The organism is Lysobacter panacisoli, assembly GCF_009765165.1.
Taxonomy (GTDB): domain Bacteria; phylum Pseudomonadota; class Gammaproteobacteria; order Xanthomonadales; family Xanthomonadaceae; genus Lysobacter_J; species Lysobacter_J panacisoli.
In genome coordinates this window covers 1,824,750-1,837,187 of the sequence record NZ_VLNU01000001.1, presented here as the reverse complement: position 1 = coordinate 1,837,187, position 12,438 = coordinate 1,824,750, and the positions used below count along the sequence as shown (strand labels likewise).

The 12,438-nt window shown below is 67.5% G+C and carries 12 protein-coding genes and 2 tRNA genes; 8 read left to right on the top strand and 6 right to left on the bottom strand.

Annotation, left to right across the window (positions count from 1 at the left end):
- Positions 1–98: 98 nt before the first annotated feature.
- The 5 genes from FOF45_RS08655 to FOF45_RS08635 all read left to right on the top strand — a co-directional run bounded on the left by FOF45_RS08655 (position 99) and on the right by FOF45_RS08635 (position 4,277).
- Positions 99–752, top strand: a complete 654-nt coding sequence (locus FOF45_RS08655) for an arylesterase (RefSeq protein ID WP_199244459.1) — start codon at positions 99–101, stop codon at positions 750–752.
- Between the two features lie 606 nt (positions 753–1,358).
- Positions 1,359–1,430 (top strand) — tRNA-OTHER (locus tag FOF45_RS08650).
- A 3-nt stretch (positions 1,431–1,433) separates the two neighbouring features.
- Positions 1,434–1,498, top strand: a tRNA-Phe gene (locus FOF45_RS08645).
- A 377-nt stretch (positions 1,499–1,875) separates the two neighbouring features.
- Positions 1,876–3,000 carry a slipin family protein gene (locus FOF45_RS08640; protein ID WP_158983960.1) on the top strand — a complete coding sequence of 375 codons (1,125 nt, stop codon included), beginning with the start codon at positions 1,876–1,878 and terminating at the stop codon, positions 2,998–3,000.
- Positions 3,001–3,053: 53 nt separating this feature from the next.
- Positions 3,054–4,277, top strand: a complete 1,224-nt coding sequence (locus FOF45_RS08635; RefSeq protein WP_158983958.1) for an RtcB family protein — start codon at positions 3,054–3,056, stop codon at positions 4,275–4,277.
- Between the two features lie 202 nt (positions 4,278–4,479).
- On the opposite strand, the gene FOF45_RS08630 is transcribed toward FOF45_RS08635, so the two are convergent.
- From FOF45_RS08630 to FOF45_RS08620, 3 genes are all read right to left on the bottom strand, one after another.
- Positions 4,480–5,763, bottom strand: a complete 1,284-nt coding sequence (locus FOF45_RS08630; protein ID WP_158983956.1) for an aminopeptidase — start codon at positions 5,761–5,763, stop codon at positions 4,480–4,482.
- Between the two features lie 87 nt (positions 5,764–5,850).
- Positions 5,851–6,357 carry a hypothetical protein gene (locus tag FOF45_RS08625; protein WP_158983953.1) on the bottom strand — a complete coding sequence of 169 codons (507 nt, stop codon included), beginning with the start codon at positions 6,355–6,357 and terminating at the stop codon, positions 5,851–5,853.
- On the bottom strand, positions 6,354–6,929 hold the full coding sequence (locus tag FOF45_RS08620) for an RNA polymerase sigma factor (protein WP_233264102.1): 576 nt from the start codon (positions 6,927–6,929) through the stop codon (positions 6,354–6,356). The genes FOF45_RS08625 and FOF45_RS08620 overlap by 4 nt, the downstream gene beginning before the upstream one ends.
- A gap of 142 nt (positions 6,930–7,071) precedes the next feature.
- Between FOF45_RS08620 and FOF45_RS08615 the strand changes: the two genes are divergently transcribed.
- Positions 7,072–7,398, top strand: coding sequence for a DUF6249 domain-containing protein (locus FOF45_RS08615; protein ID WP_158983951.1), 327 nt, complete (start codon positions 7,072–7,074; stop codon positions 7,396–7,398).
- Positions 7,399–7,402: 4 nt separating this feature from the next.
- Here FOF45_RS08615 and FOF45_RS08610 read toward each other — a convergent pair whose 3' ends face one another.
- Positions 7,403–7,837 (bottom strand): Lrp/AsnC family transcriptional regulator, encoded by a 435-nt coding sequence (locus FOF45_RS08610; protein WP_158983949.1) that lies wholly within the window; start codon positions 7,835–7,837, stop codon positions 7,403–7,405.
- 96 nt (positions 7,838–7,933) lie between these two features.
- Between FOF45_RS08610 and FOF45_RS08605 the strand changes: the two genes are divergently transcribed.
- A complete protein-coding gene (locus tag FOF45_RS08605; protein ID WP_158983947.1) occupies positions 7,934–8,506 on the top strand; it encodes a cysteine hydrolase family protein in 573 nt (190 codons plus the stop codon).
- Positions 8,507–8,566: 60 nt separating this feature from the next.
- On the opposite strand, the gene FOF45_RS08600 is transcribed toward FOF45_RS08605, so the two are convergent.
- Complete coding sequence (locus FOF45_RS08600) at positions 8,567–10,228, bottom strand: M28 family metallopeptidase (protein WP_158983945.1); 1,662 nt, start codon at positions 10,226–10,228, stop codon at positions 8,567–8,569.
- 170 nt (positions 10,229–10,398) lie between these two features.
- Positions 10,399–10,845, bottom strand: a complete 447-nt coding sequence (locus FOF45_RS08595; RefSeq protein ID WP_158983943.1) for a PepSY domain-containing protein — start codon at positions 10,843–10,845, stop codon at positions 10,399–10,401.
- A 277-nt stretch (positions 10,846–11,122) separates the two neighbouring features.
- On the opposite strand from FOF45_RS08595, the gene FOF45_RS08590 reads away from it, so the two are divergent.
- The gene (locus tag FOF45_RS08590; protein ID WP_158983941.1) at positions 11,123–12,397 is read left to right on the top strand and encodes a CynX/NimT family MFS transporter; all 1,275 of its coding nucleotides are present in this window, start codon (positions 11,123–11,125) and stop codon (positions 12,395–12,397) included.
- Positions 12,398–12,438 lie beyond the last annotated feature (41 nt).

The following is a 12,438-nucleotide window of genomic DNA, read 5'->3' as shown; positions in this document are numbered from 1 at the left end:
GCAGGGATTAAATGTTCTTTAAAGACTGGTCTTACAGCGATTCGAGCCCGGCCACGCCAGGGCCGGCCAAACGACGATATGGGCCCTCGCGGGCTCGCATGCAATGTGCCATCGGCTGGGTCTTCGGCGCGTGGCTGATGCTGGCGGCCGCCCTGCCCGCGTGGGCGCAGACCGCGGCCCGCGCCGCGGCGACGCCGACGCAAGCGCGCACCGTGCTGGTGATGGGCGACTCGCTCTCCGCCGGTTACGGGCTCGCGGCCTCGCAAGGCTGGGTAGCACTGACCGCGGACCGCATCGCGAAGACGAAGCCGGGCTGGCGCGTGGTCAACGCAAGCATCAGCGGCGAGACCACCGCTGGCGGTGCGGCGCGCATCGACGGCGAACTCAAGCGCAACAAGCCGTCGGTGGTGGTGATCGAACTCGGCGCCAACGACGGCCTGCGTGGCCTGCCTCTGGCGCAATCGCGCAGCAACCTCGATCGCATGATCCGCGCGTCGAAGGCCGCCGGCGCGAAGGTTCTGCTGGTCGGCATGCGCATGCCGCCGAACCTGGGTCGCGAGTACACGCAGGGTTTCGCCGACAACTACAGCGCGCTGGCGAAACAGCACTCAACGGCCCTGCTGCCGTTCCTGCTCGAGCCCATCGCGCTCGACCGCAATGCGTTCCAGTCCGACAACCTGCATCCGATCGCTAGCGCGCAACCGAAGCTGCGCGATCACGTGTGGACGCAACTGGAACCGCTGCTGCGTTGATCGCGCACATCGATTTTTTCCCGACGAACGGTCTTGCATTCGTTTCGACGACTGCGTAACGTGCGCGACCTTCGTTGCACCACACTCGATTCGATACGCCATCCATGAACCTCGTCGCCGACATCGCCACGCAACACGCACTGCAGCCGAAAGGCGGCAGCCGTGCGCTCGCGCCGCGACTGCGCGAAGACATCATCGGCATCGGCTGATCTCCTGTACGTGGGAGGTCGGCGACCCCGACCTCCCGAGGAACGCGAACGCCCTCGGGTACTCCACCCGGGGGCGTTTTGTTTCCGGCGTTCGCAAAGGGAATCCACACGATCACAACGCGATTGCATCGCGCCCCGAAGCATCCGGACATGCTGGTCCGATGAAGGGAACGCCATGAAGCGCTCAGCGCTGCGCCTGGATGCTTCGGCGCGGATGGCGCGCGCCTGCAATCGCACAAGGGATTGATGCTTCCGGCTTCGCGGCCGGAGGCGTCAATGCGCGACACATCGACGGAAGACCCACAGCGGCGCAGGTTCGCGGCGAAAGCCTCACCTGCCCGGTGCGCGCGGCACTGCCGTGGCGCATGCCGGGGGTCGGACGAGTGTGTCGCTCGAAGGGGCGATAGCTCAGCCTGGTAGAGCAGCGGCTTGCGCCGTAGTCACCGGTTCGAATCCGGTTCGTCCACCACTGGATAGCTCAGTTGGGTAGAGCATCAGGTAAACCCTGAGAGTCGCGGGTTCAAATCCCGCTCCGGAACATGGCCTGTCACGCCATGACATCGGGACGAAAGTCCCACCCTGGAAACGCCTCGTGTGCGTTTCGCCAGGCATCCCGCCATGCGTGCGATGTCGAACGAAACGTCGCAGCGGCGATGTCGCCGGGCCCACGTCCTCGACGTGCGCCGATGCGACCTGGATGCGTACGGCAGGGAAGACCGCGCGCACGATGGTCGCTATCGCCGCGCGAAGCGCGCGCCGGCTCCGTGCCATCGACGTCAGGGGCGTTTCCCCCTTCTTCTGTCCCTGTGTCGCGTGCGTGGGGACCCGAACATCGAAGCAGTGCGACAACCGATCCATCGCGCCAGCCCACTCAAGCGGATCGGACCACCAGAGCCAACAAAGGAGAAAGTGAAATGTTCTGGACCAAGAGGGTCGTGATCGGCGACGGCGAGCGCGGCCTGGTGTATCGCAACCGTCAATTCGAAGGCGCGCTCGCGCCGGGCGTGTACCGCTGGTACGACCCGTTCGGCCGTGTGCAGGTCGTAGTGCACTCGATCGCGAAGACGGAATACGCAGGCAACGACACGGACGTGCTGATCGCCGCGATGGGCGCGCGCCTGCACGAGAACTTCTTGCTCGCCAACCTCGGCACCGGCGAAGTCGGTCTGGTGTTCAAGGACGGCAAGCTCGAGGACGTGCTCGCGCCGGGTTCGCGCCGGCTGTACTGGAAGGGACTCGCCAACGTCGAAGTGCGCGCGGTGTCGCTCGCGGCCGGTCTTGAAGTCGAGGCGGACGTGGTCAAGCGACTGCGCCAGCTCAACGCACTCGAGCGCCTGACCGTATCGCTGATCGTGCCCGAGGAGACCGCCGGCCTGTTGTTCGTCGACGGCAAGCTGGCGCGCACGCTCGCGCCCGGCGCGTACGCCTTCTGGAATTTCCAGAAGAACGTGGGCGTGGAGATGATCGAGCTGCGCGTGCAGTCGCTGGAAGTGTCGGGCCAGGAGCTGTTGACCCGAGACAAGGTGAGCCTGCGCGTGAACCTCGCCGCGAGCATCCGCGTTACCGATCCGGTGGCCGCGCGCACGAAGGTCGCCAAGTACGCCGACTACGTGTATCGCGAGCTGCAGTTCGGCCTGCGCAAGGCGGTCTCCGCCAAGACGCTGGACGAACTGCTCGGCGACAAGGCATCGCTCGACGCGGACATCTTCGCGTACGTGCGCGGTCGCGTCGGCGAACTCGGCGTCGAGATTCTCGGCGTCGGCGTGAAGGACGTGATCCTGCCGGGCGAGATGAAGGAGATCCTCAACGGCGTCGTGCAGGCGGAGAAGTCGGCCCAGGCCAACGTCATCCGCCGTCGCGAGGAGGCGAACGCCACGCGTTCCCTGCTCAACACCGCGAAGCTGATCGAGGAGAGCCCGGTGCTCATGCGCCTGAAGGAGCTGGAAGCTCTGGAGAAGGTGACCGAGAAGATCGACAAGCTCACCGTGTTCGGCGGCCTGGATGGCGTGCTGAAGCAGCTGGTGAGCCTGAAGCAGTAAGCTCCATGCGGTCCAACGGAATGGATCGCATGGAATCCACACAGGAAGGAACCATGAACATGCAATGCAACTACGAGCTCCTCCACGCCGAGGGCGCGACCACGCCGATCAAGGGCTGGGTGCGCGGCGTTCCCGTCGAGGAGCAGGCGCGGCAGCAGCTGCGCAACATCACCGCGATGCCATTCGTCGGGCCGTGGGTCGCGGCGATGCCCGACGTCCACCTGGGCATCGGTGCCACCGTCGGTTCGGTCGTGCCCACGAAGGGCGCGATCATCCCCGCCGCGGTCGGCGTCGACATCGGCTGCGGCATGGCCGCGGTGCGCACGACGCTGCGCGCGAACGACCTGCCGGACAGCCTCGCACTGCTGCGTAGCTCGATCGAGCGCAGCATCCCGGTCGGCAATGGCCCGGGCGGCGAGCACCGGCGCATCCCGGACAGCATCGAGACGAAGCTGGTGCAGTCGGACCTGATCGCACGGCTGGAGATCATCCGCCAGAAGCATCCGAAGATCCGACCGGACAAGGTCGACCGGCAGATCGGCACGCTCGGCGGCGGCAACCACTTCATCGAGATCTGCCTCGACGAGAGCGATGCGGTGTGGGTGATGCTGCATTCGGGATCGCGCGGCACAGGCAACCTGATCGGCACGTACTTCATCGAGCTGGCGCGTCGCGGGCTGGAGAAGCGCGTGCTCGGCTTCCACGTGCCCGATCGCGACCTCGCGTTCTTCCTCGAGGGCGAGGAGCTGTTCGAGGACTACGTGCAGGCGGTGTCGTGGGCGCAGGACTACGCGCGTGCCAACCGTGAGGCGATGATGGCGCGTGTGCTGCACGAGATGCGCCACCGGCTGCCGAAGTTCCAGACGGACAAGACCGCGGTGAACTGCCACCACAACTATGTGCAGCGCGAGGACCACTTCGGCGAGTCGTTGCTGGTCACGCGCAAGGGTGCGGTCAGCGCGCGCGAGGGCGAGCTGGGCATCATCCCCGGCAGCATGGGCGCGCGCAGCTACATCGTGCGCGGCAAGGGCAACGCAGACAGCTTCCACAGCTGCAGCCACGGCGCGGGCCGGGTGATGAGCCGCACCGCTGCGCGTGCCCGCATCACGCTGAAGGAACACCGCGAGGCGACCGCACACGTCGAGTGCCGCAAGGATGCAGGCGTAATCGACGAATCACCGGCCGCGTACAAGGACATCGACGCGGTGATGGCGGCGCAGCGCGACCTGGTGGACGTGGTGCACACGCTAAGACAGGTGGTGTGCGTTAAAGGATGACGCCTTCGTCGGGTCTGCCCTTCCTTCTCCCCTCGCGGCGACCGGAGGGAGTGCAGAGCTGAGAAGGTGCCCGAAGAGCGGAAGAGGGGGCGCTCGCAGCGCTCAAACCCCTCTCCCTGGCCGCTTCGCGGCCTGTCCCTCTCCCGCAAGGGGAGAGGGAAAACCGCGCCGTGATACATCAAGACCTCATCGCTTCAAAACCTCAAAGCTTCAAAGCCCCCTTCTCCACCACAGGCTTCCCGTCCAGCGTCACCGACGCACCAGGCAGGAATACGACGATGCCGTAGGGCACCGAGTTGTCGCCGCCGGCCCAGGTGTTGGTGCCGGTGCCGACGGTCACCGCGCCGGCAGGCATCCAGTTGCCGACCTGGCTGTTCGTCGGCAGCGTCACGTTCGGATTGATGCCGAAATCGATGAAGCCGATCAGGTCCTTGCGCGCGTCGCCGACGGCGTCGTACTCGGCCTTGAAGTCGTCGTAACCCGGGCCCGAGCCCGTCATCGCGGTGACCTTGCCGCCGCTGACGGTGAGCGTGAGGTTGTCGATCGGCTTGCCCTGGTAGAACGAGCGCGTATGCACCAGCTTGCCTTCGGCGCTGCCGGGTACCGGCGTCGTATAGACCTCGCCCGCAGGCAGGTACGCGGCGAGTGCGGGACCGCCGGCCTTGCGGTCGGCTTCGGAAATGATGCCGTCGCTCACCAGCACCTTGCGACCCTGCACGCGCAGTTTCAGGTCGGTGCCGTTGGGATGGGTGACGTGGACTTCGTTGCCGGCGGCGATCGCGGTACGCACCTGTTCGCCGCGCGCCTGCAGGTCGCTGTAGTCGAGGTTGACGCCATTCCAGAATGCCTTGGCGAGGTCGTCGGCGCTCATGCCGTACCGCTCGGCGCGCCACGCGGTCGGGTACATGTTGTTGCCGACTTCGACCGTGCGCACGTTGTTCTTCAGGAACGCCTGGCCGATCGGTTCATCGGCCTTGGCGCGCGCGGCCAGACGCTTGGGATCGGCACCTTCGAACAGGTTCTCGTCGGTGTTGTTGCTCAGGCTGATCACCACGTCGGCCATGCCGGCGAGCTTCATCACCATCGCGTCGGTCTGCGAGTCGTACTGGTCGGGCACGTCGAAGAACAGGCGCCGCGACAGGCGGTCGCTGCCGTAGGTGACGAGCGGGAACGCACCGGCCTTGCGCACGTTGACCGCGATGTTCTCGAGCAGTTCGGCGTCCTGGGTGCGACCGGTGATGAGGACGATCTCGCCTTCCTTCACGCCAGCGGACTGGTTCACCAGCCGTCCGGCCAGTTGCTCCAGGTCGGTGGTCGCGCGCGGCGCGGTGGAGGCCGGTTCGACCGTGCCGGTCGTGGGCGCGGCGTCCGGCGGGGGCGGTGCGGTGGATGTGGCGGTGTCGGTTTCGGCCGGGCGCTGGCACGCGGCGAAGAGGATGCAGGCACACGCGGCGGCCAGTCCGGCCGCAAGGGGACGACGGTTCATGGCGGGGGCTCGCCCCCGGTCACGAAGCCGGGGCGCTGGAACCAACGCACGACCCCGCCGCGGACGGTCATCCCCCGCCCGCAGCGATCACGCCGGGTGGAGCGGCTCCACCGTGCGCATGAACCGGACCACGCCCTGCCACGCCAGCGACAACGCCAGGCAGCCGATCACGAGCCCGCTCCAGTCGGCCGACTGCGCGGACCAGTCCGGCACCAGGTCGGCGAACGCGGGCGTCCAGTCCTGCCCGTAGATCGCGATGGCGACTAGCGCGATCAGCGCCAGGCCGATGCCAAGCAGGCGCAGCAGCCAGTGTTCCAGCCGCTCGCCGAAGCCCTGCGCGGCTTCCACGTGGGCGACGATCTGCGCAGTCAGGTCGGCCGGCACCGGTTCCATCGCCGGATTGCGCAGGGCACGGGCGATCAGGCGGTACTCGCCCAAACGCGGGTCGGCCGGATCCAGCGGCACGCCGCGGCGCTCCTGCTCGCGCGCGTGTTCCTGCGCCTGCCATTCGGCTTCGAGTCGGAGGGCGTCCAGGCCGCGCCACGAACGCGGGTTCGGGCCGGAAGCGTCGTTGCGGTCGTTCGGCGTGTTCATGCGATTTCTCCCATCCGGGCCTGCAGGCGTTCGCGCAAGCGCGCCCGGCTCCGGAACAGATGGCTCTTGATCGTACCCTCGGCGAGCCCGGTGATGCGGGCGATCTCCACGATCGGCACCTCGTCCAGGTGATACAGCGTCAGCAGCGTGCGCTGCAGCGGCGGCAGGGCTTCGATTTCCTCGTGCAGGCCCGCTGCGATCTCCGCGTCGGCACAGGCCGCTTCCAGGTCGAAGCCGTCGCCGATCTGGTCCAGCAGCGACAGGCCGTCGTCCTCCGCGTCGGCGCCGACGTCGACGATCGCTATGCGGCGCTTCTCCAGATGGCGCTTGGCGACCGAATAGGCCACCTGCCCGATCCACGACTTCAGCGCGCTCTCGCCGCGGTACTGGTGCAGGCACTGGTGCACGCGCAGGAAGGTCTCCTGGCACAGCTCGCGGGTGTCTTCCGGGTGCCGCACCATGCGGTCGATGATGTGCCAGCACAGACCCTGGTATTCGCGCACGAGGCGTTCGAACGCGCCGGGCTCATTGCCCAGCACGGCCTCGACCCGCCTGCGGTCGTCCTCGGTCACGCGAATTCACCGGTCATGACTTTGTGGATACGTGGAGGGGCCCGATGGTTGCAACGGCGTCTTCACATCCGCGCTGCAACCGGACGCGCGGCGCCCGTATCACTGGTCCGCAGACCCACCCGAACGTCCACGAGAGGCCACCATGTCCTTCGAGATCCTGATCCCGATCACCCTGTTCATCTGCATCACCTACGCGATCAAGGCGGTGGTCGATGCCCGCACCCGCGCCAAGCTGATCGCCGGCAACGGTTCCGAAGAGCTGATCCGTGCGCTGGTCCAGGCCGAATCGCAGCAGCGCCGCCACGCCTCGCTGCGCTGGGGCATCCTGCTGCTCGCGCTGGGCATCGGCTTCGGCATGATCGAAAGCTTCGGCTGGCGCGAAGTCACCCCGGGCGTGATCGCGGTGCTGCTCGGCGTGACCGGCGCCGGCAACCTGATCGCCTACGCGGCGTCGCGCAAGCTCGGCTGAGCCCTCAGCGCCGGTCCAGCGTGGTACGCAGGACCGGCACCGTGGTGACGTCGTCCACGCCCTTGAAGCCGGCCACGCGTTCGCGCAGGTCGGCCAGTTCGCCCGGCGTATCGGCCTGCACCAGCACCAGCAGGTCGAGTTCGCCGGCGACGCTGTGGCACAGCCGTACCTGCGGCAGTTCGACGAGCAGCGGCATCACGTCGTCGCAACTGAAGCCATCGGCGTAACGCAGCATCAGCCAGGCCTGCAGCGGATCGCCGCCGCTGCCCAAGCGCACCGTGTACTGGGCGATCACGCCCGCGTTTTCCAGCCGCTGCAGGCGTTCCTGCACGGTGCTGCGACCCAGTCCCACCGCCTTGGCCAGCGCGACGGTCGACAGGCGCGCGTTGTCCTGCAGCAACGCGATGAGCTGGCGATCGATGGCGTCGAGGGTCTTCATGCGCTCGAAGAGTGCCGGCGTGACCGGCATTGTGCCGGGTTGAGACCGGCGCGCGCGAGGGCGCATCGTGGTCGTCTCCCGCCACGGAACACCGCCATGACGTTCGATTCGCGCAGCGTGCTCATCCCCATCGACGTGCAGCAGGGCTTCGATCTGCCGCCCTGGCCGCCGCGCAACAATCCATCGATGGAAGCCAACGGCCTGCGCCTGCTCGACGCGTGGCGTCGCGCGGGATTGCCGCTGATCCATGTGCGCCACGATTCCGTGGTCGAAGGTTCGGTGCTCGCGCCGAGGCATCCAGGTAACGCGCATCGTCCGGGATTCGTGCCGCTCGACGGCGAAGCGCTGGTGACCAAGTCGGTCAACGCCGCCTTCATCGGCACCGACCTCGATCTGCGCCTGCGCCGGCTCGGCATCGACACAGTGGTGCTGTTCGGTATCAGCACCGATATGTGCGTGTCGACCACGGCGCGCGTCGCGGCGAACCTGGGTTATCGCACGGTGGTCGTGGGCGATGCCTGCGCGTGTTTCGATCTCAAGGATGCGGACGGCTCGGTGATTCCGGCCGACGCGATCCAGCGCGCGCATCTGGCGACGCTGCGGACGGAGTTCGCGACGGTGCTGGATACGGACGAGGTCGTCGCCGCGCTGTCGACGAAAGCCGCCTGAAAAACAAAACCCCTCTCCGGTCGGAGAGGGGGTTTCGTTCGACCGGTAACCGGACGACGCTTACTTGCGATCCGACGCGCTCGCATCGCGTGCCGCGCGGAACTCCGACGACGCGTCCCAGTTGGGCCACTTGTCCGAATCGGCGAGGTCGTGGCCAACGGTGTAGAGCAACTGCAGGTCGCGCGCCATGCCGGTGAAGGTCCAGTCGGCTTCCCACTGGTCGGCCGGCTGGTGGTAGCGGTCGGCGACGTAGGCGTCCTCGATCTTCTTGCCGGCTTCGAGGCCGCCGTCGACCAGGTCGTTGCCCGAGCCGAACGAAATCGCCGGCACGCCGCGCTTGGCGAACGGGAAGTGGTCGGAGCGGAAGAAGTGGCCCGCTTCCGGCTTCGGATCGGTCACGTAATCCAGGTTCCACTGCTTCGCCGTCGCGACGAGCTGGTCGAGCAGTTCCTGCTTCGCGCTGCCGGACGTGGTGAAGTTGCGCGCCGGCCCGTGCGGGTCGAGCGCGTCCATGTTGAGCACGGCCACGGTCTTGCCCAGCGGATACAGCGGCTTGGACGCGTAGTACTCCGAACCCAGCAGGCCCTTCTCCTCAGCGGTGACGGCGAGGAACACGATCGAGCGGTCGGGCTTGGGCGCCTTGGCGAACGCGCGGCCGAGTTCGATCAGCGCGGCGGTGCCGGTGGCGTTGTCGACTGCGCCGTTGTAGATGCGGTCGCCCTTCGCATCGGGCTGGCCGACGCCGAGGTGGTCCCAATGCGCGGAGTAGACGACGGTTTCGTCCGGACGCTTGGCGCCGTCGATGCGGCCGACGATGTTGTGCGAGGTGATGATCTCGCGGTTGACGTCGTACTTCGCACTCAGCGTCGCGCCCTTGAGTTCGACCGGCTTGAACGTGCGCGTCTTCGCCTGCGCCTTGAGCGCATCGAAATCCAGGCCCGCGCGCTTGAACAGGTCGACCGCGAAATCGCGCTGGATCCAGCCTTCCATCATCGGATGCACCGCGGCCGGCTTGTCGCGTACGACGTCGAACATCGTGTTGGTGTTGGAGTTCTTGACCGTCGCCCAGCCGTACGACGCCGGCTCGGTCTCGTGCACGATCAGCAGGCCCAGCGCACCCTGGCGCGCGGCCTCTTCGTACTTGTAGGTCCAGCGGCCGTAGTAGGTCATCGCCTTGCCCCCGAAGTCGCCTTCGCCGCCTTCGAAGTCCGGATCGTTGATCAGGACCACGGCGATCTTGCCCTTCAGGTCCACGCCCTTGAAGTCGTCCCAGTTGCGCTCCGGCGCGTTGACGCCGTAGCCGGCGAACACCAGCGGCGCGTTGGCGATGTTCACCGCCGTGGTGCCGTCCTGCGCCGCGCGCACGGCGACCTGCTCGCCCTGCATCAGCGGCTGTGCCTTGCCCTTCACGCTCACCGACAGCGCCGGCGTGCCCTTGATCTCCGAACGCGCCAGCGGCACCGCCTGGGTCCACTCGCGCTTGCCGTCCTTGAGATCGCCGCCCGGCTGCAGGCCGGCGGTGCGCATCTGCGCGACGACGTAGTCGATGGTCTTGGTTTCGCCGGCCGTGGCCGGGCCGCGACCTTCGAACTCATCGGAAGACAGCACCTTCACGTCCTGCGAGAGGCGCTTGGCGTCGATGTCGGGGCCCTTCGCGGCAAGCGCGGGATTCAGGGCGACGGAGAGGGACAGCGCGAGCAGCGATACAGCCGGTACTTTCATGGTGGACGCCTGGTCGGGATTGCCGGCCGATAGTAGGGGCGCGGGCGCCGGGCCGCCAGCCAACCAAATGCATGTGGCCGGATGGGAAAACCCCTCCCCGATGAACGGGGAGGGGCGGGAGCGCGACTTTGCGCCGTGAGTGGTTTCGGGCACCCGGCGGTCGCGTCCGATCAATCCTTTTCCTTGCCGATCACCTTGCCGTTCGCCGGATCGATCTTCAGTTCGACGTCCTTGCCGGCCGGATCGTCGGCTTCGGCGTTCCAGATGCCGTCCTCGTAGTCGACATCGTGGACGTTGGTGTAACCGGCCGCCGACAGGCGCGCGCGCACGTCGGCCTCGCTGAGGTTGGCGACCTGCTGGTCCGGATACACCGCGCCGGTCTTCGCATCCAGGCGCAGGTCGACGCGCTCGCCTTCGGCGCTGCGCGCATCGGCCTTCCATACACCGTCCTCGAACTTCACGTCGTTGACCTTGGTGTAGCCCTGCTCGGAGAGGCGCGCGCGCACCTGCGCCTCGGTCAACGACGCCTTCGGCGGCGCACTCTGCGCGAACGCGGCGCCGGCCGCGAGCATCAGCGCGCCCAGGATCACGGTGTGCCTGGTGTTCTTGATCGTCATCTCCAGTCCTCGTGTGGAAGTGGATTGGAGTCTTGTGCCAGCGCCGCGAATCCCCGGTGAATCCGCTGCGCAGCGTGCACGCAGGACTCAGGATGGTGAGGACACGGTGAAAGGCCGGCTCGCCGACGCCGCAATGGAACCCAGTGTTGCCGCGCGCCGGGTGGTTTCGCGCGCGTCGGTCACGCACACTGCCATGCACATTCCTCCCCCGCATCGCCGCGCAGCCGGCGATTGTCGCGCTTGCCCGCGGCGCGCCACACCCGGAACGAATCCCCACATGGACGCCAGAACCGCCGTCGCCCCGCCTCTCGTCCGCCCGTTGTGGCGCGACCGTGCGCTGGTGCTCGCGGGCATCGTCATGGCGGCGTTCAACCTGCGCACCGCGGTGACGTCGCTGACGCCGCTGCTCGACAGCCTCGGCCGCGACTTCGGTTTCGGCGCGACGATGACCGGCGTGCTTGGCATGGTGCCGACCGCGGCGTTCGCGCTGTTCGGCGTGGTGACGCCGTCGATCGCGCACCGCCTCGGCCTGGAACGCACCGCGCTGCTGGCGATGGTGCTGGCGACGCTCGGGTTGTTCGCGCGCGCCTTCGTCGGCGACACGTCGATGCTGCTGCTCACCTCGGCGATCGCACTGTCGGGCATGGGCATGGGCAACGTCGTTCTGCCGCCGCTGGTGAAGCGCTACTTCGCCGATCGCGTCGGCACGGTCAGCACGCTGTACATCACCGTGCTGCAGCTGGGCACGATCCTGCCCGCGCTGCTCGCAGTGCCGCTGGCGCAGAGCGCGGGCTGGCGCGTGTCGCTGGGCGCGTGGTCGCTGGTAGCGGCCGCGGCGGCGGTGCCGTGGATCGCGGTGTTGTGGATGGAACGCTTCGGCCATTCGCAACAAGCGCAGGCGCTCGCGCACACGCACGATCGCGCGGTGGCGTGTGGCGACGAAGCGCCCGAGCTCGCCTGCACGCGCAACACCGGTCGCGTCTGGCGCTCGCCGGTGGCGTGGGGCCTGACGCTGATGTTCGGCATGACCTCGCTCACCACGTATTCGATGTTCACGTGGCTGCCGAAGCTGATGGTCGAAGCCGGCGCGAGCCCGGCGCTCGGCGGCAGCATGGTCGCGCTGTTCTCGACGATGGGCCTGCTCAGCGCGATCGCATTGCCTGCGCTGGCGGTGCGCATCGCCAATCCATTCCCGCTGGTGCTCGCTTGCGTGGTCGCGTACCTGGGCGCGTTCGCGGGACTGCTGATCGCGCCGATGGCCGCGCCGCTGCTGTGGGTCGCGCTGCTGGGCCTGGGGCCGAGTACGTTCCCGTTGTCGCTCACGCTGATCAACCTGCGCACGCGCACGCAGAGCGGTTCTTCGCGCCTGTCGGGCTTCGTGCAGGGCACGGGCTACAGCCTGAGCTGCCTTGGCCCGCTGCTGTTCGGCTGGCTGCACGAAACCACGCATGGCTGGTGGTGGCCGTTCGGTTTCCTCGCGCTGTGCCTGCTCGCATTGGCGTACGGCGGGTGGCTTGCGAGCCGTCCGCGCATGCTCGAAGACACCTGGTAAGCGGCGACTTTCATCGAATGCGCAGCGCGCGACGGCGACTG